21 protein-coding genes and 2 tRNA genes are annotated in these 23,600 nt (G+C 59.4%); 16 read left to right on the top strand and 7 right to left on the bottom strand.

The genetic code is table 11. From position 1 onward, the window contains the following. Positions 1 to 35: 35 nt before the first annotated feature. A complete protein-coding gene (locus VMY05_06045) occupies positions 36 to 413 on the bottom strand; it encodes a DUF4430 domain-containing protein (GenBank protein ID HUV30627.1) in 378 nt (125 codons plus the stop codon). Between the two features lie 209 nt (positions 414 to 622). Between VMY05_06045 and VMY05_06040 the strand changes: the two genes are divergently transcribed. Beyond that, positions 623 to 1,819: a PDZ domain-containing protein gene (locus tag VMY05_06040; GenBank protein ID HUV30626.1), complete on the top strand. Its 1,197-nt coding sequence runs from the start codon at positions 623 to 625 to the stop codon at positions 1,817 to 1,819. A 60-nt stretch (positions 1,820 to 1,879) separates the two neighbouring features. Here the strand turns inward: VMY05_06040 and VMY05_06035 are convergent, their stop codons facing one another. Next, a complete protein-coding gene (locus VMY05_06035) occupies positions 1,880 to 2,224 on the bottom strand; it encodes a cupin domain-containing protein (GenBank protein HUV30625.1) in 345 nt (114 codons plus the stop codon). A 1,142-nt stretch (positions 2,225 to 3,366) separates the two neighbouring features. On the opposite strand from VMY05_06035, the gene VMY05_06030 reads away from it, so the two are divergent. The 3 genes from VMY05_06030 (at position 3,367) to VMY05_06020 (ending at position 6,485) form a co-directional block, all read left to right on the top strand. After that, positions 3,367 to 4,446, top strand: coding sequence for an AI-2E family transporter (locus VMY05_06030; protein ID HUV30624.1), 1,080 nt, complete (start codon positions 3,367 to 3,369; stop codon positions 4,444 to 4,446). Positions 4,447 to 4,664: 218 nt separating this feature from the next. Then, complete coding sequence (locus tag VMY05_06025) at positions 4,665 to 5,246, top strand: hypothetical protein (protein ID HUV30623.1); 582 nt, start codon at positions 4,665 to 4,667, stop codon at positions 5,244 to 5,246. A 180-nt stretch (positions 5,247 to 5,426) separates the two neighbouring features. Then, positions 5,427 to 6,485, top strand: coding sequence for an NAD(P)-dependent oxidoreductase (locus VMY05_06020; protein HUV30622.1), 1,059 nt, complete (start codon positions 5,427 to 5,429; stop codon positions 6,483 to 6,485). Between the two features lie 101 nt (positions 6,486 to 6,586). On the opposite strand, the gene VMY05_06015 is transcribed toward VMY05_06020, so the two are convergent. Next, positions 6,587 to 7,090 carry a DinB family protein gene (locus VMY05_06015; GenBank protein ID HUV30621.1) on the bottom strand — a complete coding sequence of 168 codons (504 nt, stop codon included), beginning with the start codon at positions 7,088 to 7,090 and terminating at the stop codon, positions 6,587 to 6,589. 118 nt (positions 7,091 to 7,208) lie between these two features. Next, entirely contained in the window at positions 7,209 to 8,261 is a 1,053-nt protein-coding gene (locus VMY05_06010; GenBank protein HUV30620.1) for an aldo/keto reductase family protein, read from the bottom strand. A gap of 858 nt (positions 8,262 to 9,119) precedes the next feature. Here VMY05_06010 and VMY05_06005 point away from each other — a divergent pair. The 3 genes from VMY05_06005 to VMY05_05995 all read left to right on the top strand — a co-directional run bounded on the left by VMY05_06005 (position 9,120) and on the right by VMY05_05995 (position 9,834). Continuing rightward, complete coding sequence (locus tag VMY05_06005; protein ID HUV30619.1) at positions 9,120 to 9,638, top strand: hypothetical protein; 519 nt, start codon at positions 9,120 to 9,122, stop codon at positions 9,636 to 9,638. 46 nt (positions 9,639 to 9,684) lie between these two features. Continuing rightward, positions 9,685 to 9,755 (top strand) — tRNA-OTHER (locus tag VMY05_06000). A gap of 7 nt (positions 9,756 to 9,762) precedes the next feature. Then, positions 9,763 to 9,834 (top strand) — tRNA-Gly (locus VMY05_05995). A gap of 818 nt (positions 9,835 to 10,652) precedes the next feature. Here the strand turns inward: VMY05_05995 and VMY05_05990 are convergent. Then, positions 10,653 to 11,633: a tetratricopeptide repeat protein gene (locus tag VMY05_05990; GenBank protein ID HUV30618.1), complete on the bottom strand. Its 981-nt coding sequence runs from the start codon at positions 11,631 to 11,633 to the stop codon at positions 10,653 to 10,655. Positions 11,634 to 11,837: 204 nt separating this feature from the next. Between VMY05_05990 and gmd the strand changes: the two genes are divergently transcribed. The 5 genes from gmd to VMY05_05965 all read left to right on the top strand — a co-directional run bounded on the left by gmd (position 11,838) and on the right by VMY05_05965 (position 18,558). Further along, a complete protein-coding gene (gmd, locus tag VMY05_05985) occupies positions 11,838 to 12,800 on the top strand; it encodes a GDP-mannose 4,6-dehydratase (GenBank protein HUV30617.1) in 963 nt (320 codons plus the stop codon). A gap of 2 nt (positions 12,801 to 12,802) precedes the next feature. Further along, on the top strand, positions 12,803 to 13,771 hold the full coding sequence (locus VMY05_05980; protein ID HUV30616.1) for a GDP-mannose 4,6-dehydratase: 969 nt from the start codon (positions 12,803 to 12,805) through the stop codon (positions 13,769 to 13,771). 25 nt (positions 13,772 to 13,796) lie between these two features. Next, positions 13,797 to 15,137, top strand: a complete 1,341-nt coding sequence (locus tag VMY05_05975) for a nucleotide sugar dehydrogenase (protein HUV30615.1) — start codon at positions 13,797 to 13,799, stop codon at positions 15,135 to 15,137. Between the two features lie 120 nt (positions 15,138 to 15,257). After that, positions 15,258 to 17,120, top strand: a complete 1,863-nt coding sequence (locus VMY05_05970; GenBank protein HUV30614.1) for a HEAT repeat domain-containing protein — start codon at positions 15,258 to 15,260, stop codon at positions 17,118 to 17,120. Further along, a complete protein-coding gene (locus VMY05_05965) occupies positions 17,113 to 18,558 on the top strand; it encodes an HD domain-containing phosphohydrolase (protein HUV30613.1) in 1,446 nt (481 codons plus the stop codon). Before VMY05_05970 ends, VMY05_05965 begins: the two co-directional genes overlap by 8 nt. Here VMY05_05965 and VMY05_05960 read toward each other — a convergent pair. Both VMY05_05960 and VMY05_05955 read right to left on the bottom strand, forming a co-directional pair. Then, entirely contained in the window at positions 18,555 to 19,136 is a 582-nt protein-coding gene (locus VMY05_05960; GenBank protein ID HUV30612.1) for a DUF5683 domain-containing protein, read from the bottom strand. The two genes, VMY05_05965 and VMY05_05960, sit on opposite strands and share 4 nt — an antisense overlap. A 1-nt stretch (position 19,137) precedes the next feature. Then, positions 19,138 to 20,082 carry a diacylglycerol kinase family protein gene (locus tag VMY05_05955; protein HUV30611.1) on the bottom strand — a complete coding sequence of 315 codons (945 nt, stop codon included), beginning with the start codon at positions 20,080 to 20,082 and terminating at the stop codon, positions 19,138 to 19,140. Between the two features lie 175 nt (positions 20,083 to 20,257). On the opposite strand from VMY05_05955, the gene VMY05_05950 reads away from it, so the two are divergent. Genes VMY05_05950 through VMY05_05935 form a run of 4 tightly spaced genes read left to right on the top strand, consistent with a single transcriptional unit; the run spans position 20,258 to position 23,595 of the window. After that, positions 20,258 to 21,100 carry an exosortase/archaeosortase family protein gene (locus VMY05_05950; GenBank protein HUV30610.1) on the top strand — a complete coding sequence of 281 codons (843 nt, stop codon included), beginning with the start codon at positions 20,258 to 20,260 and terminating at the stop codon, positions 21,098 to 21,100. Then, the gene (locus VMY05_05945) at positions 21,097 to 21,741 is read left to right on the top strand and encodes an EpsI family protein (GenBank protein ID HUV30609.1); all 645 of its coding nucleotides are present in this window, start codon (positions 21,097 to 21,099) and stop codon (positions 21,739 to 21,741) included. Before VMY05_05950 ends, VMY05_05945 begins: the two co-directional genes overlap by 4 nt. A 39-nt stretch (positions 21,742 to 21,780) precedes the next feature. After that, positions 21,781 to 22,656, top strand: a complete 876-nt coding sequence (locus tag VMY05_05940) for a decaprenyl-phosphate phosphoribosyltransferase (GenBank protein ID HUV30608.1) — start codon at positions 21,781 to 21,783, stop codon at positions 22,654 to 22,656. A gap of 27 nt (positions 22,657 to 22,683) precedes the next feature. Next, positions 22,684 to 23,595: a DUF6599 family protein gene (locus VMY05_05935; GenBank protein ID HUV30607.1), complete on the top strand. Its 912-nt coding sequence runs from the start codon at positions 22,684 to 22,686 to the stop codon at positions 23,593 to 23,595. The last annotated feature ends 5 nt before the right edge of the window (positions 23,596 to 23,600 follow it).

The raw sequence follows: 23,600 nt of genomic DNA, 5'->3' as shown, positions 1-23,600 counted from the left end.
GGCGCGGCGGCCCACCGATTCCGGCGCGGCCCGGGCTAATTCGCCGTCCGCCGAAAGTGCCAGCGCACCCGATCGCCCGAAACCGTGATACACCGGTCGGCCGCCGTCGAAGGCATGGTGTCGTTAAGAGAATAAATCCAGAAACACCCGGACCCGTTCCGGACAGAGTCAATTCTCGTGACAAAAACCCCCAGGGCCGTGCGGGTGAAACCCACCTCGTGGCCGGCCTCAAGCAGGTCGAAGACAGAGACCGAATCGGCGCCGGCCAACTCGATCACGAGACTGTCGCTGTCGGAGGGGCGATCCGTGGCTGTGCGGTCTGCCTTGCCGGACGAGTCGCAGCCCGCCAGCAACGCAAGTACGACGGCCAGCCCGGCATATACGAACCAGGCAGATCGTGAGACATAATGCAATGTTCGGCTCCCGATAATCCCGGGGGTCCAGCACGGTACGGCGGCAGCCCGGCCGGGGCGTTGACGGAACTTTCTCTGGGTACCACACCGAAGGCTCAAAAGCAAGGACAACATCGTCACGGAACCGCCCGTAATGTGCCGGGCCGGATGACCCGCCGGATGGTTTTTTGCCTTGCCAGGGAGTGCCAAAACGGTATACTTTCGCCCGTATGAACAAAGTCGGATGGCTGCTGTTCGGGTGCCTTACGATAGGCGCGAGTGTCTACTCGCAGTCGGGCTACCTGGTCGAACCGGCAGGCGATGTCACGATCCCGTTCGTGAGCATGAATGACCGGTCGGTCTCGTTGCAGGCCGGTCTTTTTCCCGATCTGTACAAGACGAGCTCGCCGGCCCGGGACCTGCGTTGGGTGCAGGCCAACGACAGCGGGCTGGCCGCTTTCCTTGAGGAATCCGGGAATCTCATCCTTGAAACCCTGGCCCGCTATTCAGGCATACCGTGGCTCGAGGCCGATTTCGACATATTCCTGGTCCGTTATTACCCCACTATGGGGGCATCCCAGCCGCTGATACTTCCGGTGGGCGGTATTCGTCGCGGTGTTCTTATGGAGGCAGCCCCTACCGGGGCCAAACTGAAACTGAACCTGATCTACCAGTTGGCCCATCGGAATCTGGCCCAGACAGACTGGCTGGCAGATTCGCTGCACGCGTCAATTGCCTCGCACGCGCTCATGCAACCCGGTCCGTATCGGCGGGACAACCTCGCGATGCTGCTGGCCCTGGTAACGGCGCAACAGGTCATGGGGCTGGATTCAACGTACGAGGCGTTCCAGTCAGCGTTCTGGCAGCAACGCACGGTCGGACGGCAGATCCTGCAGGACTATCTCCTCGGAGAGTGGATTCTGACTCCCGAGCGTCCGTTGGCCGTCTGGATCGCCGAAGAACCGACAATGTCCAAGCTGGTGACGGCGACGCGTCCGCCGCGAATAACCAGACCTGCCGGGCAACATCGGCCACAGGTGTACATTGAGGACCTGCCGCTCAAGGGCCAATTGGGATTTTCCGTGAAAGCCGGTGAGTCGAATTACCTGGTGGTCGACCAGATAGACGTATTCAGGCTGGCGTACGCCTGCGGGCTGCGGGCGGGAGACGTCATTCGGCGAGTCAACGGTGCCCGGCCGCGCACGCACAAGGACCTGATCGAGAAAGTCATGGCGGCGCTGGAGGAAGGCGGCGCCACCCTTCAGGTCTCCCGGGAGAATCAGATCGAGTCCCTGGTTATCCAGCCGGTCGAACTGCCGTCGCTCGACGAGCCGGACTACTGGCAATACTTCGAGGACTCCCTGTGGTACAACGAACCTTCGGGTGATTCCACCAGCGGGGTCGATTCCGCCGCGCCCGAAGAATGACCTGCCGGCTGTTGACCGCCCGAGTGCTTCAACAGCAGCCGCCGCTGCGCTCACAAGCGGTTACGCTACCTCCTGCGGCACTATGCATATGAACTCGAACGGCTCATCGGACGGGTTCTCAAACTGATGTTCCGTATCCGGCGGCACGAAGGCGAAATCCGCGGTCCGGACTTCGTGAACGGTATCGGCCAGGCGCAGCCTTCCCCTGCCGGAAATGATATAGTTGACGTGCTCCCAGGCGTGCCGGTGGCGCGGGGTATAACCGCCCGGTTCAATCCTGAAGACGCGCATGACGTGGCTTTGCCAGCCCTGAGTCGGTCCGATTACGTTGGCCTTGACTACCCCCGAGACGTCGTCGCCGGGGACCGTGCCGAATTCGATGTCGCTCTGCTTTATGACTGCCATTCGGTCCTCCTTTCGCCCGACAATATACGCGGGGATCGGCAGGCAGGGCAGAAAAAGGACCCGCCTTCAGGATGAAAACGGGTCCTAAGTATAAAGCCCTCGTTGCGAAGGGCCTGGATGTCCTATTACCGGCTGCGTCGCCTCGTCACACGACGAGTGCTTCTGCGAGAAATCGCCTGACGGTTGGTACGACGCTTCGGGGTAGCCCAACGCTTCTTCTGCGTGGTGGAGTTGCGCCGAGTGACTTTCCCAAACGCGCTCGGCTTATTCGCTTTCCAGACTGACGGATTGGCCTTCTTGATGTTCAGATCCGATGCCTTGTAGCGGACTGAATACACCGTACGGCCGAGCTGGCGAGCACACCACGCTGTGTCGTGATTCCGATAGTAGCTGCGCATGAACGCAATCTCTTCACGGGACCACGGATTGCCGCCATTCTGAGCGCGACGTGTCGTGACACGGCGGGTCACCTTACGCCGGGGCATTGAGCGACGAGTCCTTGTTTTGGTACGTCTGTAAGCCATTCTCAACTCCTTGTTTGAGTTGTTAGGTACTGTGAGAAGAGACGATGGCTACGCCCCTGCCCACCGGAAACAGTATTCATGTGTTACAGATCGACGAAATCATAAAATACTTGATACCAGGTGCTTGAGATTTTTAGTCTGATAAATCACGTGGCCGATCGTTCGTCGGACCGTTCATCCATGACGCGTGCATGAGCGTCATCAGAACACCCCATGCACGCCACGTTGATCAACCCGCACGAACGACTATGGGGAAAACCCCACCCCTCGTATCGTAACCCGCTAATCGACAATACCATGCGCCACGGATTCGCAGCGCGCGAACGGAGAGCCGGGGGCTTGGTCCGTGCACGCCGTCGGCGACATCCTGCCTGATTCTCAGCCGCTGCACCGCACCATCCTGCAGGCACGGGCGGCAACTCGGCCGGCAACTGTTGTTTTGTTTTCGGCGCGGTACAGACTGTCGCCGGTCAGTCGACAAATCTCAGCAGCCGCAGGCACCCGCGCCGGGGGTGCTCAAGCCGGCCGCTGACGCCCGAGCATACGGCGGGGGATATCTCTTGCGGCGGCATTCCAGAGACGGTAGATTGGATTGATAATTACACGAGAATGGCGGCGATGAAAAGAGAACACGTATTAACAGTACTGTTTTTCGTCATATCGGCGTTTTTCATTTATCTCTTCTATGAGATCATCATTCCGTTTTTCGTGCCGATCTGCTGGGCCGCCGTCTTTGCCATTCTCTTTTCCCCGCTCTACGAGAAAATCCTCGGTCGGCTCAGGACCAAGGGGGGATCGGCGCTCATCGTCTGCTTCCTGATCGTGCTGCTGATCATCGGCCCTGTCACCTACCTGTTCGTGGCCTTGGTCGAGGAAGCGGTCGAAGCCGTTTCCAGTGTCAATGAGATGTACAAGAACGGCAAGCTGGAGGATATGCTTCAAATAGACGTTCCCCTGCTGACCACCATGAAAGCGAAGCTCGCCGAATACTATGATATATCGAAGATCAACCTCGATGAGATGGTCCGGGACGCTATGAACAGAGTCACGGGAGTGGTGGTGGACCAGACAACCTGGCTTATCACCAACGGAACCAAGGCGGTGTTCTTCTTCTTCCTCATGATCTTTACCATGTACTATTTTTTCAAGGAAGGATCACGGATTGTCGCCAAGGTCAAGCGCCTGATTCCGCTGCCGGCCGAGCAGGTGAACGTCACCTTTACCCATTTGCGCGACGTCATTCTGGCCACGATGTACGGCAGTATAGTGGTAGCGCTGATCCAGGGCACGCTGGGTGGTATCCTCTTTTTCGCCGTCGGCATCTCGTCGCCGGTTTTCTGGGGGGCAATCATGGCGTTTCTCTCCGTCATTCCGTTTCTGGGCGCCTTTCTCATCTACGTACCGGCCGGCATCATACTGGTTATCAGCGGCTTCTACATCAAAGGGTTCATTGTCATCCTGGCCGGGGTATTCGTAATCAGTCAGATTGACAACGTCATCCGCCCGTACCTGATCTCCGGGAAGGCGGCCATGCACCCGCTGCTGCTCTTCTTCTGCATCATGGGAGGCATTTACTTGTTCGGCCTGCTGGGGGTGGTCCTGGGGCCGATGATCGGCGCCATCTTCATGACCCTGCTAAAGACGTTTGAATTCTCGCTTCACCCGGAAACCGGCACGACGGCTCCGACCGACCTGTAAACCCCCGCCATCAGACGGCCCGAAAGACCGCAGGCCTGAGAAGCGGCCGGACCGGGCTCTGTTTGCCCTTTACATGATCGCCGCCGGCGCCTTAATTTCCTGGCGACTCAGATGACAACGGCCCGGGGAGATATCGGTGTTTCCGACGCCGGCGTTCGGCCCGGTCGCCACCCTGGCGGCAGGCACGGACGGTCCGGCCGGGACGGAGGGATGATTGGATGCACGTATCACCACGATTCACGTCCGAGGATTGGCAGCGCCTGACTTTCCAGGCGGAGGACGACTGGCGGCAGGCGGTTGAAATGCTGCACGACCGTATCCGGCAGCGTTTTCTCGACCCGATATCACGCATCGAACCTTGCGCGTACGCGGGGTTCGCCGTTCTTGCCCTGGACTGCCTCCTGATAGAGATGCTTCAGCAGTTTCGGGAAGGGGTCAACAAAACTCCCTCAGGGAAGTCAAAACTCTACTTCGTCAGATACCTGACCGAGACGGGCTTCGGCGATCATTTTACTGACCGCATGGCCGAGCTTTTCTATCGCCAGATCCGCTGCGGTATTCTGCACCAGGCGGAAGTCCGGGGCAGCTCCAGGATCCTTTTGGACGACGACATCCCGCTGGTAGAATACACCGACGACGAAAACGGTCTGGTCGTGAACCGAAAGGCCTTTCACGAAACACTGGTGCGCGAATTCGAAAAGTATGCCGCCGACCTGCTGGAGCCGTCCAACGATGATCTCAGGGCGAAGTTCAGGAAGAAAATGACGGCGGTTTGCAAGACTGCCTGCGAGATAGTCTGACTCGGATGATACGCGCCCGGGAACCCGGGGCAGCCATCCGGCCGAGCCTTGCCGTGCCCCTTGCCTTTTCATGAAAACCTGTTATACTGTCCGGGCGTCTGTATGCTGCGGGCCCCGGGCGGCATTCCCCGGCGGCCTTTGTTTCTTGTAGCAAGTGGCGATACGGTAACAACAAGGGTTATGAAAGACAAACGCGTTCTTGTCACCGGCGGCGCCGGTTTTCTTGGCTATCACCTGGCGCAGAACCTTCCCAGGCGGGGCGTTGCCTTCATGGCGTTCAACGACATCGCCCCGTTCATCAGGGCGGAGTACCCCGAGGACTGCCTCCTGGTGAACGTCGACGTCCGCGACACCGAGGCCATGTACCGGCTGATCCACGACAACCGGATCGATATCATCATCCACTGTGCCGCGGCTCTGCCCCTCTGGCGGCGAGATGAGATCATGTCCACCAACATCTCGGGCACGCGCACGACCCTTGAGCAGGCCCGCAAGTGTAACGTCGAGCGGACGATCTTTATCAGTTCAACGGCCGTCTACGGCGTCCCGGACAAACACCCCCTTGTTGAAGACGACCCCCTTGACGGGGTGGGAGCATACGGCGAGAGCAAGATAGCCGCCGAGGCCGTGTGCGCCGAGTTTCGCGAACAGGGCATGTGCGTCCCGGTGATACGTCCCAAAACGTTTATCGGCACGGCCCGGCTGGGCGTGTTTCAGATTCTCTACGACTGGGTCGATTCCGGCAAGAGGATTCCCATTATCGGCAAGGGAGAGAACCTGTACCAGCTTCTGGAGGTTACCGACCTGATCGAAGCTATCTGGCTGGCCGGCTCGGCGCCGGCGGACATGGCCAACGACATCTTCAACATCGGGGCACAACACTTCGAGAAGGTCAAGATCGACGTGGGTGCGCTCTGTGATTTCGCAAAAAGCGGCGCGCGCGTAATGCCGACCCCGGCACTCCTGGTCAAAGGCGCGCTGGCCGTCTTCGAGTTCATGAAGATCTCTCCCCTGTATAAGTGGGTCTACGGAACGGCCGACAAGGACTCCTACGTCTCAACCAAGAGAATCGAGGACAAGCTCGGCTGGAAAGCCAGGAACTCCAACCAGGACGCCCTTATTGCCTCGCACCGCTGGTACCTGGAGCACAAGGACGAATTGAAGCACCTCAAGACCGGCGTAACTCACCGCGTCGGCTGGGACCAGGGTATATTGAAATTCTTCAAGCGCTGGCTGTAGCCGGAGCGCAACCGCGAATCATTTCATCTGAACCACTAATTGCTGCCACAGACTTACGGGCCGGGCACTCCCGGGAGCCTTTTTAACCACCAAGAGTGATGTTATACCTCGGGCTCCGGCGCGCCGTAGCTGGTCCACTCTTCTTTGGCCGGGCCGTACACGCCGGGGACCTTCAGGCCGGCTTGCCGCATAAGCACGGTCATCTGGCCACGATGGTGCACTTCGTGCCGCACCAGGATATCAAGGGTCAGCCCCCGCTTCCAGGTCTCACCGTAAAATTCATCCTCGACCTGCAGGGTGTCGTCGTGCCAGTTGGCCTTCACCTGCCGGGCCAGTTCGTCCGACACGGCTTCATACGCCGACCGGATCTCCCCGGCGCTTTTCGGTACCGGTGCATCGGCCTTAACCGATTCCATTTTCAGGCCGGTATGGGGCATCATCTCTGCAATGCTGGTAACAATGTGCCAGGCGACGCGCCCGAGCGTGCGGTGCTCGTCGGCAACCTTCTGCGACAGGGACCCGTCGGTCAGGGCGTTCAGAACCTTCTGTGTGCCCTGAGACTCCTGGGCCCAGGTCTTTTCGAAATCGGCAACTGCTGTAAACATGGTTTCCTCCCGGGTATGCAGTTGGTTCGGACCGCGCCGTGCCGGCGGCACCGTGGCACGACCCTTTCAATATGTCAAGGCAAAAGTAAGGACGAACAGGGTCACACGGAATCACATTCTACGGCCGCTGCCTGCTCTCGTCGCTCCCGAGGATCCCGTCAATGGCCGTTTGCGTCTCCGCGTCCAGAGTCATGCCGGAGGCGGCGAGGTTTTCCTTGAGTTGCGACACCCTGGTGGCCCCGGTGATGGCACAGCTTATCTCCGGGCGCCGGAGAATCCATGCCAGGGCCAGTTGCCCCGTCGCCATGCCCAGGGAGTCGGCCAACTCGCCGAGCTTTCTGACCCGGGTGATATTCTGCGGGCCCATATCTCCGGCCAGCCACATCGTCTCGCCGCCGCGCGTACCTTTCGGAACGCCGTCATTGTACTTGCCGGTCAAAAGCCCCTGGGCCAGGGGTGACCAGACGGTCAGTCCCATGCCGTGCCGCGCGCAGGTCGGCATTATCTTCTCTTCGATGTGCCGGTCGAGCATATTGTAGCGCGGTTGCTCCACGGCCGGAAGATAGCCTTTCCACTCGCGGGCGTCCGCCACGGCGCGCTCGATCTGCTCCGCTTCCCAGACGGACGTCCCCCAGTAGAGGACTTTACCCTGCTGCACCAGGTCGCTCATAGCCCGCACCGTCTCTTCGACCGGTGTCTCCGGATCGAAACGGTGGCAGAAGTAGATATCGAGGTAATCGGTGCCGATGCGGCGCAGAGATTTTTCGACCGATTCAGTGATATGCTTGCGGCTGAGCCCCCGGTCGTTGACGTTGTCGGACATGGGCCAGAACACTTTGCTGGAAATCACGAGATCCGAACGCTTGAAATCCCTGATGGCGGCACCGACCACTTTCTCCGCCTCGCCCTTGGCATAGATATCCGCGATATCGATGAAATTGACGCCTTCCTCCACTGCGGCCCTGACAATCTCCCCGGCGGCGTTGCCGTCGACCGAGGAGCCGTACGTTAACCAGGCACCGAGTGAGATCTCCGAAATCCTGAGGCCCGACTTTCCTACTCGACGGTATTCCATAGTGCGCTCGCCCTTTGGCTGATTCCTGTCTTTACGAAGAAGGTACGCAAAATGCCGGTAGCCTGCAACCGTTCGCGCACCAACGTAGCTGCTCACGGTGAGCAGTTCCCTAAGCCGACTAGCACATTGCCTGACTTGCAGGTTTCCCCTGACACCGTTACCTCCGAAATAACCCGCCGAACCCAGTTCAACTCCGCACCTTTCTTATTGGCCACGTCAAGCCACACCGCTCCCGAGTACTCTGCGACCCCTAATCCTGCCCCCCGGAGTATCAAAGCCACACAAGCCCAAGGCCAAAAGCCCTACCGACAGGCGCTGCCCTGCTGCGGCAAAGACAGCAGCACTAGCAACGACCAGAAAACCGCAAAAAGTGAACTCCAAGGCCGGCTTTTCCGCCGGTCTGCTCTAATCCGTCTGCTGCCTCTACTTGCGTAACATCATAGCTTACATTCGCTTGGAATCAGTAACATTTGCGAATCCCGATTAGCCGCAACTGACGATCGATTTATCGAATCACGCAACCTACTGGGCAGCAATACGATACGCGATTGCAACGGCTTAATCAAGGATCTGCGGGAATCTAGTAGCACAGCCAATATTCGCGGCAGCCTATCTATCTATTGCTATCCTACGGCTTCTTCTGTCCGGAATAGACGGCGCATACTAAGATAGGGCTAAGATTCCTAGGTTTTCGAACAACTTTTTACTTGACTCCGCAGAGCCCATAGCGCATAATTTGGCTGACAAGTATAAACCACAGGGTAAAGGAGCCGCGTTATGGTAATGCCAAACGGAGAGCGAGTGAAGAAGGCCCTACCGCCGTACGTTCCTTGGCGGACATTCGTTAACTTCTTAAATGTCCTAAAGCAAGCAATGCCGTCACGCATCGATCCAAGCGTTATGCCATCCATGTCAGGTGGAATGCGCTCCTACTTGATGGGAGCGCTCCGTTTCATGAGACTCATCGACGAAGCGGGTGTGCCGTCGGAGGAGCTTAGGAGTCTGGTGCAAGCGGATGCTGATAGTAGGAGGGCGCAGTACAGAGAACTGTTCGAACGGACGTATAGTTTCCTTGGTGAGAGCGGAATTGACATCGCCCAGACCACGCCAGATCAACTCAACAATGGGTTCCAAGAAGCAGGCGCTACCGGAGACACGGTGGCTAAATGCCGGTCGTTTTTCGTGGCACTCGCGAAAGAAGCAGGTGCCGAGCTGTCACCGTATCTCAAGAGAATGTCGCGTGAGCGTAGAACGACGAAACGGAGGTCTCCGCGAAAAGGCACCAAGCCGATGCGACCATCACAACCGGCCAACGGAAATAGGTATGATCAATCGCTTGCGGAACCTTCTGCTAAGGACGTTTTGATTGACATCCTGGACCCGGACCAGATGACAGAGGAAGAGCAGAAAGCCGTGTGGACGCTCATTCTCTATTTGAAGAAAAGAGAGACCGCAGATGAGGAGCAGGAATAAACGAGGCTCAAGCTCATGGAGAGCTTGAGCCTAACTTGTGGTGCATGGGGCCGGTCTGGTGACGATCTCAGGGTTTGCACCTGATAATCGCCGGTTCAATCCCGGCCGGCTCCACCAGTACAGAGCGGGCGTAGGTTAACGGTAAACCGTTGGGACTCCCATCCAGAAAATGCCGGTTCGAGTCCGGCCGCCCGCTACAACAAATATCGGTCATTATGCTGCTTATGGCAAGAGAATTATGAAAAAAGGCGCGACGACTCAAGGGCTTCTCGCTTCGCGGCACGTAAGGGCATGCGTCGATTTAACCACCTGACCAACCGGTTTTCGAAACCAATCGAAAACGCTGGGTATGCGGTTGTCCTGCATTTCCTGTGATTCAAACTTGCTGGGATTTGGGTGATTCTAAGACCTACTGGCGATGTGGGTGCTGGCGTGACCAAACACCGTTGGAGCATTGGAGATATCATACTGGCGCTATGAAGGCAGGAAGCAGGCAGAGAATAACCTTGCATCACCCAAGATGTCCACTATATTTCCTGAGAGGCTGCTGGGCGCAATGCGGCGCCCCGTTTGGCTTTCACTCCTTCAGCTTAGACTCCCGCCCTCCCCTCGGTGAGGGGCTTTTGGCTTCCCACCGAGGGACGAGGTGCCGGAGTTTAAACAAAGGAGGAGGTGAGAGCCTATGGCGAAGACGCCAATTAAAGTGCCACGTGGCATGAAGCTGGTGTTCTGTCGTTACATTGTACGTAGCGGCAAACGGATTTATCCGAAGAACGCCAAATGCTTCTGTTTCCTAGTACCCGCTGAAAAGTAGGGTTGAGCGTGGTACGCGCCCGCAGCCCCCATTCATTACATAATCGACCTGTCAAGAAACAGCATATCAACTTCCAAACTGACCCGCCACCCGAGCAACGCCGCTCCGCCGAAGGATCAGATTCATCGCCGTTTATCACCGGAATAATGAAAGCGTTTCCTGTGCGGTCATTCGCCCGGACGGTGAGCCGACCGGTGTTTTCAACCCCCGAGTTGCTTGATGCGCTCGTTGATGTGGTCCCAGACGGCGGGCCAGCTCTGGTCGAACCCGGCCTCTTTGTATTCCAGGCGGGCCCGTTTCAGCATTTCAAGGCCCTCGGCGGTCTGCCCGCGGGCGATCCGGATCTCCGCCAGGTCTTCCAGGGCCTGTCCGATCGCCGAATGCAGTTCGAGGCGTTCCGCCCAGGCCAGAACCGGCCGCAACCACTTTTCCGCCTCTTCCGGATTGCCTGCCAGCCGGTAAGACATACCGACGTGGTAGTCGGCGAAGAGCTTTTCGACCTCACCGGAGAACTGCCAGTGGTATTCCCGCGCTTTCAGGTAGCAGGACAGGGCGCTGTCGAACTGCTTGAGATCGTAGTAAGTGCTGCCGAGGTTGTTCCACAGGGGGCCGAGCTGGTGCTCGGCGCTGCCCGCCTCAGCAACCTCAATCCCTCTTTGCCCCCATTCGATCTGTTCCTCAGGATTCTTTGCGACGATGGCTATCATATGGGCGGCATCGACGGCCCGGGGCCACAGGGCGTTGGTGTTGCAGTAGGCGAACATCTCATCAAAAGTTTTGCGCGCCGCGGCCAAGTCGCCGGCCTTCCACTCATAGCGTCCCCTGACGCCCAGATATCGCGACCAACCCATCGGATCGCTATCATTGGCCCTTTCGGCCGCCCTGGAGAGCCATTCCTTCCCCTCGTCGATATTGCCCAGAAGCAGGTTCACCCGGGCCATCTGCGCCAGAGTCTCTGTTTCGACGGATCGATTGAACTCCTCACGCGCCCGCCCGAGGGCTTCCTCGTATTTAAGCAGGGCTTGCTCGTAGTCCCGTTGCTGGAAGATTTCGTCGGCGCTGTATAGCAGCGAATCAGCGGTCGGTTGGTCGGCATCCATACGAGCTCCTCTTTGGCTGACCTCAATGGCCGTCAGCATGAGCGGCAGCAGCACAATGATCGGCACAATCCGGGTAAACACCACGCCTCCCCTTCTCATGTTCTGAACATATTCAACGGGGCCGCCATAGTCAATCGGGAACGAGACCCCGCCGCAGGCGGCTTGACCTCCGGCAACGGGGCCCGTATATTCGTGCCTGACCCGGCGCCCGAAAGAGAGAATGCCGGGCAGACGGCCGATACTTGTGTATAAGCCAGTAAAAATCGAGCAAAGGGATAAGAAGACATGCGCGCATTGATTACCGGTATTACCGGGCAGGATGGATCGTACCTGGCCGACCTGCTGCTGGAGAAGGGCTACGAGGTTATCGGCATGGTCCGCCGCTCGTCCACCGAATCTTCCGAACGAATCGAGCACATCAGGGACCGGCTGACGCTGGTTCAGGCTGACCTTCTCGACCAGCTCTCGATCATCACCACGATCCAGAAACATCAGCCGCAGGAGGTCTACAACCTGGCGGCACAGTCATTCGTGCCCACCAGCTGGATTCAACCCTCTCTGACCGGTGAGTTCAACGCCATGGGAGTGACCAAGGTGCTCGAGGCAATCCGTCTGATCGATAAGAACATTCGGTTCTACCAGGCTTCCTCATCGGAGATGTTCGGCAAGGTTCACGAGGTCCCGCAGCGGGAAACGACACCGTTTCACCCCCGCTCACCGTACGGGGTGGCCAAAGTGTACGGCCACTGGATTACGGTCAACTACCGCGAGAGCTTCAACATGCACGCCAGTTCCGGTATCCTGTTCAACCATGAGTCGCCACGCCGGGGTTTGGAATTCGTCACCCGCAAGATCACCGACGGCGCGGCGCGGATCAAGCTCGGTATGGCGGACAAACTGGCCCTTGGCAACCTTGACGCCAAACGCGACTGGGGATTCGCCGGGGACTACGTCGAGGCCATGTGGCGGATGCTTCAGCAGGACGAAGCCGCCGATTACGTTATCGCCACCGGCGAAACGCATTCGGTCGAGGACTTCGTCCGCCAGGCTTTCGCCCGGGTTGACCTGGACTATAAGAAATACGTGGTAACAGACCCGCGCTTTGTCCGCCCGGCAGAGGTTGATCTCTTGCTTGGCGACGCCTCGCTGGCGCACAAAAAGCTCGGCTGGCAGCCGCGCGTGAAGTTCGAGGAACTGGTCAATATGATGGTGGACGCCGACATGGAGCGACTGTCCAAACGGAAGTAGCGATGAGCCAGCCGCACGCCTTCATTACCGGAATCGCCGGATTCGCCGGCTCATACCTGGCCGAAGAACTGTTGAATTCCGGGTTTACCGTTTCCGGCTCGATTTACGACGACGAACCTACCGACAATATCGCCGCCATCCGCAGTGACCTGCGGCTGGTGCCCCTGGATATACTCGATGGTGACAGGTGCAAAAAGGTGCTGCGGAAGTTGAAACCGGGGTATGTCTTTCACCTGGCGGCGGTAGCTTCGGTAGGCAGGTCCTACGAACAGGAAGCGCTTACTGTCGAGGTTAATTTTCGGGGCACCCTGAACATGCTCGCTGCGGCCGGACAGCTCGATCGGCTCAACAGGTTTGTGTACGTAAGTTCCGCCGATTGCTATGGCATCTTTTCTCCGAAGAACCGGACCCTTACGGAGAATCAGCCTCTAAACCCGATCTCGCCGTACGGTATCAGCAAGGCTGCCGCCGAGTATGCGGTCCGATACCACTACCGACAGCACAGGCTTCCGGCGGTGATATCACGTTCCTTCAATCACAGCGGGCCCCGACAGACGGAACGGTTTGTCATCCCGTCATTCGCCCGGCAGGTGGCCCTGATCGAGGCGGGCAGGCAAAAACCGCGGGTGCAAGTGGGGGACCTCTCGGCGCGCAGAGACTTCTCCGACGTCCGCGACATAGTCCGCGGCTATCGGCTGATCGCGCTCAAAGGCCGGCCGGGCGAGGTATACCAACTCTGCTCCGGGAGGGCGGTGTCAATCCAGAAGATGCTGGATGCCCTGTTGTCTTTTTCGACCGGCAAAGTTACCGTCAAGGTTGACGAATCCCGGCTGCGTAAGGCGGAAATCCCCGTCCTGAGGGGCAGCAACCGGAAGGCGGCTCAATCGGTCGGTTTTGAAATCCGATATAAACTCAAAACGACGTTGCGTGACACGCTGGAGTACTGGCGGAGCAAGGTCGGCAAAGCATAATCGGCGCGCACGGGAGAGAAGTTTTATGGCAGAAACACGCCACAGGAAACCCAGGGCTGTTGATACGCTGCTCGAGAAGATCAAGAATCGAAAAGCCAGGGCCGGTGTTATCGGTCTGGGCTACGTGGGGCTGCCGCTGTCGATGGCCCTGGTCGAGGCCGGGTTCCGAGTGACCGGCTTCGACATCAGCAGCGAGAAAATCAAGCGACTCAACGCGGGGAAATCGGATATCGACGACGTGCCCGACGAACGCGTTCGTGAGGCCGTGCGCTCGGGACGCTTTCTCGCCACGGGCAACCCGAAAGCGCTGTCGACGATGGATACGATTTCCATCTGTGTTCCGACCCCGCTGTCCAAGACCAAAGATCCCGACGTCAGCTTCATCCTGGCCGCCATGGACTGGGTAAAGAAGTATATCCGGAAGGGAACGCTCGTGGTACTGGAGTCCACGACCTATCCGGGCACGACCGAGGATCTGATCCTGCCGCTCATTGACAGGAAGGGGTTCAAGGTCGGCGCCGATTTCTTCCTTGCTTTCTCACCGGAACGCGTCGACCCGGGGAACGCGAAGTACACCACCGGTAACACTCCCCGCGTAGTCGGCGGCGTCACCCGCGACTGCACGCGGGTCGCGAAGGCCTTCTATGAAAAGACCATCCCGCACGTGCACGCGGTCTCGTCGACCCAGGCCGCGGAAATGGTAAAACTCCTGGAGAATACGTTCAGGTCGGTCAATATCGGTCTCGTCAACGAGGTGGCGGTCATGTGCAATCGGCTGGGCATCGACGTGTGGGAGATCATCGACGCCGCCGCCACCAAGCCGTTCGGCTTCATGCCGTTCTACCCCGGTCCGGGGCTGGGCGGCCACTGCATTCCGATCGACCCGCACTACCTGTCGTGGAAGCTCAAGTCGCTCAATTACTACGCCCGGTTCATCGAGCTGGCCGGCGACATCAACAGCCAGATGCCCGAGTGGGTGGTCCAACGGATCGGTGCCATGATGAACCGCCGTCATGCCAGGGCGCTCAACAAGTCGGCCATGCTCATCCTCGGCGTAGCCTACAAGCGAGACATCAAGGACATCCGCGAGTCCCCGGCCCTGGACGTCATCAAGCTGCTCGAAGACAAGGGCTGCCGGGTCTACTACAACGATCCTTTTGTCCCGCACTTTGCGTGGCGCGACGGCGTCATGAAATCGAGCCGGCTGACGGCTCAACTGATCAAGAAAGTCAATCTGGTCGTCGTTGTCACCGACCACAGCGGCTACGACTACCAGTGGATCGTGGATAACGCCAGGGCCGTCTTTGACACCCGCAACGCCACCAAACACGTCCGCAGGCATCGCCAGAAAATCGAACTGCTCTAAGGGAACCCGCGCGTTCCACAGGCGGCCGGTCGCGAGCGACCGGCCGTTTCTGCATTCGCCGTGATCCCGGTTAATACGATGCGGCATCCTGCCGATCTAAGCTGTTTAGAGGCTGGAAGTATGACAACGACGGTCGCAACAGAAGAGCAGCGCCTTCAGGACGTCCGGCTGATCCTCAAAGACCTCCTGAAAGTGATCAAGGTCGTCTCCATGTACCCGGAGGGGAACCCGCTTCCCGAGTGCATGCGACGGACGTTTGCCGAGAAGCTCGAGTCGCTGGTCCAGGACTGCGGCAGTATACGGATCACCGTAGAGCGTGACCGCCTGGCCCTCGACGGTGAGACGGCGTTCATCGACCGCTCCAAGCAGGAGAGCCTGGCCGGCCTGTTCTTCGAAACCGGTATCACCGATCTGACGTTCCGCGAAGGCCTTGACACCCCGCAGATTCACCTGTTCCTGAACGTGATCAAAGACTACGTCAACCTGCCCAACAGGAGCCGCGACCTGGTCAACATGCTTTGGGAAGCCGGCCTGACCGGGATTACGTTTACGACCGTTGAGGACCTGGCGCTGTCCGAATACGATGGTGACTTCAGAGTCCAGGAACTGTTCAGCAATCGAGAGGCCGGCGGTATCGAGGGTTCGCAGATGGCGAGCGAGAGAACCGAGAACTACGAGGCCATTTTCAGGCCGGCCGAGCAAGAGGACGCCGACGGCGGACCTCCGACCGGTCCCGGGCGGACGGTCTTTGACGAGCAAGTGGGCGACCGTGAGGGCTTGAGGACCGTCGAGGCGGCCAATGCCATGGGATTCGCCGATCTCGATCCGTCGGACCAGCGTGCAACTCCCGATACAACCCTGATACTTGAGGACGAGTCGAGGCTTTCCGAGGAAGAAGAGTTGCAGGTGCAGCAAATCGCCCGGGACGACGCCGATTTTGACATATACGAATCAACCACCGAATTGCTCAGGGAGTTACTGCACCAGGAAGGAGACATGGCCAGCTTCGACGAGGCGGTGACGGTCTCCGAGAAGGTCATGAGCGAGTTCATTCGAGCGGGAAGACTCGTGTACGCGGGGCGGGTGCTGGGCTACTTCCGATCACTTGAAGAACGCATCCGTCCGGACAAGCCCCTGTGGTCCGAGCGGCTGAAAGATGCCCGCATCACGGCGGGCAGTCGAGACCGCCTGAAAATCCTGTGCGAGGCGCTCAATCAACTCCCTGATATCGCTGCGGCCGACCTGCGCCGGTATCTCAACCTCTTCGACTGGGAGGCCCTGGCCGGTCTGACTGACCTGCTGGGTGAACTGACACAGCGGAATCACCGAGAATCACTGTGCGACTTCCTGGCTGAGCGAGGCCGCGAAAATCTGCAGCTCGTCTCCAAGGGGTTGTTCGACAAACGGTGGTTCGTCGTGCGCAATTCCGTCATCATCCTTTGCCGGATCGGCGACGGCCCGGCGCTTAACCAGGTGAAGAACGTCGTCGACCACGAAGACAGGCGAGTACGCTTGGCGCTGGTGTCGTCGCTGCTGGACTGCACCCACGAGCAGGCCCTGGAACTGCTCAAGCGTGGCGCCCGTGACAAGGATCCGGAGGTTCGCAAGGAGGCGGTCAACTCTATCGTGGCCCGGCGCGGACCGGCGGCTTTCGTTGCCATCACCGACGTACTGAACGACGATTCGTTCGGCGAACTGGAGGGTCCCGACCAGCAGAGGGTGCTCAATGCGTACTCCGTGCTCGGGGGCGACCGGGCGGTGGAATATCTCATGCACCTGATAACGAAACCCAACCCGTTACGAGACAGGAACCTTAGGGCCTATCGGACCGCGGCTTTTGAGGCCCTCAGCCACAATCGAAGCGAGCGGTGCGAGCGCGCCCTGCTGAAGCTCTCGTCGAGCTGGCGACCGGATATCAAACGGCAGGCCGTACAGGCGTTAAAGCGACGCCGGGAACTCATCTACGGAGGAAAAGATGACTGAGGCCGTCGGTCAGATCGCCGGACGCCTGCTGGCCGGCCAGGCCGAGGAAAGGCTGGTAAACGCCTTCTTCGTGCTGTACAAAACGGCCCGCATTATCGATGAGAACAACGCCGCTTTTCGCAACCAGCTCGACAACTTCTATGGCCTGCTGGCATCCCTGTCGGAAGCCGAAGGCGACGTGACAGTGAAACGGGTGGCCAGCCGGTATTTCGTAAACAACCGGCTGGTCAGGTTTGACGATGCCGGGCCGTCGGGAGCCGCCGGCGTAGTCGCCGAATGGAAAATGCTGGGCATAGGCGGTGCCACCTTTTTCCAGGAGATCACCAAGGACGAGGTGGCCGGCTTTTTCACTTACATGGCGACGGTCAAGCCGACGACCGGGAACCTGGAATCCCTGTCGGCCACGCTGAAGTCGAACGGGCTGGAGTGCGTTGAACTGCTTTCGGCGAAAGACATCGACGACGAGGAGCCGCTGCTGGCCGAGGAGATACGGCGCCGTTTTCGCAGCATGGCACGCAAAACGTTCTTCCGGGCCGTGGCGGTGGTCCAGGAAGTGGTTGTCAACACCATGGAAGACCGCGATATCAATATCTCCAAGACCAAGCGCGTCGTGCACTCGCTGATCGATCACATCACCCGGGACGAATCATCGCTGCTCGAACTCACGGCCATCAAGGACTTCGACGACTACACGTACGCGCACTCGACGAACGTCTCCGTATACGCTCTCACGCTCGGCATCAAGCTGGGACTGGACCGCTCGCGCCTGTCACAGCTCGGATTCACGGCTCTTTTCCACGACATCGGCAAGGTCAGGCTACCCAAGGACCTGATCAGCAAACCGGAAGCGTTTGACGAGGACGATTGGATCCAGATGCAGTACCACCCGATCCTCGGCGCCAAGACGGTGCTGCGCAACCTGAAACTCGACGCCCACACGGCCCGGGCCGCGCGGGGCACGTTTGAACACCACATCAACAACGATTTCACCGGCTACCCGGTCCTGCACTACCAGAAACGGCCGCCCAACCTCTTCTCCAGGATCATCTCGGTAGTTGATTCCTTTGACGCCCTTACCTCCGGTCGGGTGTATCTGAAGAAGGCGCTGAGCCCGGACGTCGTATTCAAGAAACTGCGCTACCAGATGAAAATCAAGTTTGACCCCTTCCTCCTGAAGCTGTTCAACGACATTATCGGCATCTACCCGGCCGGTTCCCTCGTCCTGCTGAACACCGATGAGATCGCGCTGGTGCTGGCAAACAACGAGGTGGACAGGGCGCGCCCGTACGTCAAGGTGGTGGGCGACCGGCAGGGTCTGCTTGACACGCCGCTGTGGGTGGACCTGTCACAGGAAGAACACGCCGCCCGGAAGATTATCCGACAGATAGATCCGTCCCGTTACGAACTGGACGTCACAGACTTCATACTGAGCGATTAGAACGGATAAGTCACGAGCGCACGGACCCCGCCCCGGCCGTCCGGCGCCACGTCCCAGTCCACCTGATCGTTACGCCGGTCCCCGGGCGATCCCGAAAGATGGGCGTCCACGTAAGCGTCAAACATGGACACGAAAATCGTGACACCCGCAAACCACGTGAACTTGTTGCGCTCGTCGCGGCGGTCCTCGTAAAGATCGTAGAGAATCCGCCGGGTTTGAAGGCCGGTTGCGTTTTCCCACTGGTCACGGAAGTCGGCGGCCTGCCGGCCGTAATGAACGGCTGAACCGATAAACCACGTCTCCAGGCCGATGATCACCGCCGCCTTGACCCAGCGGCGGTTGCCGATCTGCCCCAGGCCCGGAACCAGCATGGACTTGAACAGCGCTGCCGTCGGGTTCTGCGTCAGGTGCTTTTCGAAGTCAGACGGGTTGGCCACCTGGACCGCGCGGCTGGTATCCCGTACCGGCTGAAAGATCACCGTGTCGGACAGTGCGGGTGCGGTCACGTCGGTAGTATCGGCATGCAACGGGGGACCAAGGAGACCGGCGAGAAGAAGCACGTAAGCGGCGCGCTTCATTTCAGCAAAAGACCTTCACCTGCTGAGGCTTCACCTGAACCTCCAGCACGTTGGTCGGCAGGTCGATCAGTTCACCGTCGAGGTACAGTTTCCGTCCCCGGGATGGCTGGCACGTGATGGTAGTGGCGCGGTACATTCGGACGTCATCTCCGTACAGATACTTTCCGTTATGGATGAGGCGGGCGAAGGCGCCGAACCCTCCGACGGCTTCTCCCCTGTCAAAGATTACCTCCGCATGACCGTCATCCGGCACCGAGGCCGGTGAGAACGGCAGGCCCGCCGAGTACGACAGCAGGTTGACGTTGAGCATGAGCGGGCTGACCTCAAAGCGGAAGCTGTCCACCTTGACGATAATGGGTGTCACGGAGACGCTGGCGGCGGCGCGATTGGCCAGCTGCGCCCAGCCGATACCGAAACGGGGCAGTTTCTTCTCCTTTAGCAGGCGGGTCAGCTCGGCCGTGAAACCGAGGCCGACGGAGCCGAAGAAGGGCTGGGTCGCGGCGCGACCCGCGTCAAACTTCCGGTAGTTACCTGAGAGAATGCTCTGGATGGCCCGGCCGGGATCGACCGATCCGCACAGCGAACGCGCGATATTGTTCAGGCTGCCGAGCGGCAGCACACCCACCGGCAGGTCTGCATCCATGGCCGCCCGGGCCACGAGATTGAACGTCCCGTCACCACCGCAAGCGACCAGGGCGGTGATGGGCCCCCGTCGACTGATGTTCTGCGACAGAAAGCGATGGCGTCGTCTCACGCCGGCGGCCTGTTGTGCCATGGCCAGCAGATCCGTAGCCGACTCCGGTTCGAGAACCGTATAGTGGGCGCCGGCCCGGCGAATCGCCGCCGTCAGCCGCTCGACCACCCGTCGCTCGAAGCCGCCCGCCCGGCGATTGAGCAACAGGGCGTAATGATTCTGTTTGCCTTTCTGACGTCGTTTCTTGATCATAAAAGAACCGCCGCCGAAATGTAGGCAAAACGGGCCCTGAAGCCCACCGTTTTTTTTGCGGCGAATCGCGTCGTGCCCGCGCCGCCTGACCGTCGGCTAAAGCGGCCCGGCCTTGTGTCGACTAGGCCCTTAGAGCAGTTTTCGCAAACGCAGGGATATTAAACCGGACCTTGCCATGTCAGAAGTTACCGCGGTACAAAGCCGCTACTCCCCCTGGTTGCGGACCGCCCCGTTCCTCCTGTTGGCGGCCGCCTACCTTCCGGTCCTGTATGATCTCGTGACGGAGTGGTATCAGGACGCCAATTACTCCCACGGCTTTCTGGTGCCCGTTGTTTCCGGCTATCTCCTGTGGAAGAACCGCCACCGGCTGGGCAGCACCGGGACGAGTCCTGCCGCGGGCGGACTGGTTCTCCTTGTAGCCGGCCTGCTGCTGCTGCTTGTCGGCACCGGGGCCGCCGAGTACTTCACGGTGCGCGTCTCGTTCATCCTCAGCCTGTTCGGCCTGGTTTATTGCCTGTACGGACGCGAGGTGATCAGAAAAAGCTGGTTCGCGTTTTTCTTCCTGCTGTTCATGGTTCCGATCCCGTACGTGTTGTACTACGCCGTCGCCTTCCCTATGCAAACCCTGGCCACGAAAATCACGGTCGTACTGCTGAAGGTCGTCGGCCTCGGAGTCGTGCGCCAGGGGAACATAATTCACCTGGCGGGCAATTCGCTGGAGGTGGCCGACGCCTGCTCCGGGATACGGTCGCTCGTTTCCCTGCTGGCCCTGGGCGCCCTGTATGCCTACCTGACGCAACGTCGCCTCGCCGCCAAGGCCATCGTTTTTGTCAGCACGGTGCCCATCGCGGTCGCGGCCAACGTCTTCCGCGTTTTCGTCACGGCTCTGCTTGTCTCGGCGATTTCCATCGAGGTGACCGCCGAACCGCTGCACTCCCTGCTGGGGTTGTCCGTGTTTGTGTTTTCATTCATCTGCCTGTTTGTCGCAGGAGCGGTGGTGAGGCGGGTATTCAAATGAGACGGTACGTCCTGATCGCCTCGATCCTGATCATAGCGGGGGGGGCGTTTGCCTGGTACCTGCGATACGCCGACAGGCCCCCGGGAGGATCGCCGCACTTCGACGAGATACCGTACGCCCGCGACGGCTACACGGGCCAGGAACGCCGTTTCGCCGACTACTCGTACGATATCCTGCAGGCCGACACCACCACCCTGCGGCTGTACGTTTCACCGGAGGGTGACGCCTACTGGATGTTCGTCGGGTATTTCCAATCGCAGAAATACGGCAGCCAGATTCATTCACCCAGACACTGCCTGCCGGGCAGCGGCTGGAAGATCGAACGGCTGGAACCGTACCGGCTGCCCCTCCCGGACGGGGGCCACAAGACGGTCAACCGCCTGATAATACGCGACCGCGAGCAGAAACAACTCATGCTATACTGGTTTGAAACGCGCAGCGGCACGATCCGGAGTGAGTTTGCGCTCAAGTGGAACCTGATGGTCAACTCGCTGCTCCTGCGTCCGACGGACGTAGCCTTTGTTCGCGTGAATCTGCCTATAGGCAGCGACGAAACCATAGACAACACGGCGGACCGCGCCGTCAGGTACCTTCAGACGTTTTATCTCGACCTCGAACGAGCACTGCCGTTCGCCGGTTAAAAAACTTGGCCGGGCCCCGGCCGACTGATATCTTTGCATATGCTCAAAAACCTGATCATGCTCGCCAGGCCCGCCCAGTGGTTGAAAAACGGCGTGGTGCTGGCGGCACTGGTCTTTGCCGGAGAGGCCGGGCACACCAGGTCGGCCGAACTGGCCCTGATCGCCACCGCGATCTTCTGCCTCCTGTCGTCCGCCGTTTACACCTTCAACGACCTGATCGACCGGCAACAGGACCGGCAGCATCCGTTGAAAAAAGAGCGCCCGCTGGCTTCAGGCGCCGTCGCCCCTCCTCAGGCGGTGGTGATGATCGTCCTGCTGGTAGCTGTCGGCCTCGTCGGAGCGTGGTGGTTCCTCGGGGGGCACTTCTTTGTCGTCGCGCTGGTGTTCCTCGGCCTGAACCTGCTTTATTCGCTGGCGCTGAAAAACGTCGTTATCGTTGACGTCATGGCCGTGGCGTTGGGCTTCGTGGTGCGCGCCTACGCCGGAGCGGTGGCCGTCGACGTGCCGGCATCCAAGTGGCTCCTGATCAACACGCTGCTCCTGGCGCTCTTTCTGGCCTTCGGCAAGCGCCGCCACGAACTCCTTCTGCTCGAAGACGGTGCCGTGGCGCACCGCAGGATTCTCAGCCGATACTCACCCTACCTCCTGGATCAATGCATCGGCGTGACCACCGCTTCCGTTGTCGTCATGTACATGCTCTACTCGTTTTCGACTGAAGTGTCGACAAAACTGGGCACGGAGAACCTGTACCTGACGATCCCGTTCGTGGTCTACGGGGTTTTTCGCTACCTGTACCTGATCCACAAAGAAGAGAGGGGCGGCTCGCCGACGCAGGTCCTGATAAGTGACAGGCCGATACTGGTGACCGTAATCCTCTGGCTGTTGACCGCAATCCTTATACTGTATTACCTGTAGGCCGCCGTGTTCCGCAAGCTCTGCATCATGACAGCCGTGCTCGCAGCGACGTTGTGTGCCGCCTCGTGCGGCAGGAAAGATGCTGACAGCACGCGGGAACCATCCGTGGCCGACGCTTCCGATGTTCCCTTTGTGGCCGCACGATTCCTTCCCGACAGCAGTTCGGTGATTCGGCCGACCGATTCGGCAGTCACGGTTCTCCGGGCCGAGGCGCACGAGATGCCCGGCGAACCGGCAGCCCGGTACCTCGCCTTCGGCCTGGTCGGTCGTTCCACCAGAAATTATGTGGTGAGCGACATCGAGATATCGGCTCAGATCGCGCAGTTCGCAACCAGCAACGATGCGTACGGGCTTTATGCCGCGTCAAGGCCGGACGGCATCACCACCTTCCGGCTCGGCGCCGAAGGATACGTCCGGGGCAACGCCATGCACTTCACGCAGAGAGAATGCGTTGTTTCGCTGACGGCCGAAGATGAACGCGAAGCGGCCGCCGACGCCATGCGTCTGCTGGCGGTCACGATTTCGACACTGATCGGCGATTCCGGTTGGGTGCCGGAGGCGTTTGCCCTGTTCCCCGAGGCAGACCGGATCATTCCCTCGGATAAATACTATCCCGCGAGTTTCCTTGAGATCGCCGGCCTGGACGAGGTGTTCACATCGAGCTATGTGCGGGACGGCGACACGCTGCTGCTCTTTCTGGCGTCTGATCGCGGCGGCACAAAGTATCTGTCGCTGATGGAGTCTGTGGCTCGGTCAGGCTGGCCGTCAGAACCGGCTGTGGGGTTTGAGTTCGATGAGGGTTACGGTTCTGTATTCGAGCACCCCAAGTACGGCCCGGTGGCGGCGGGACTGAAGAGCCTCAGGCTTATCGGTGCGGTAGGGTATCGCGCCGAACACGATCAGGCGAACATGCGGCAATGGAGCGAGAGTCTCCAATAAGCAGG

This window comes from Acidobacteriota bacterium (genome assembly GCA_035529075.1).
Taxonomy (GTDB): Bacteria; Zixibacteria; MSB-5A5; order GN15; family FEB-12; genus DATKXK01.
Note: the sequence above shows the minus strand (reverse complement) of the source record. Positions and strands in the feature narration are given on the sequence as shown.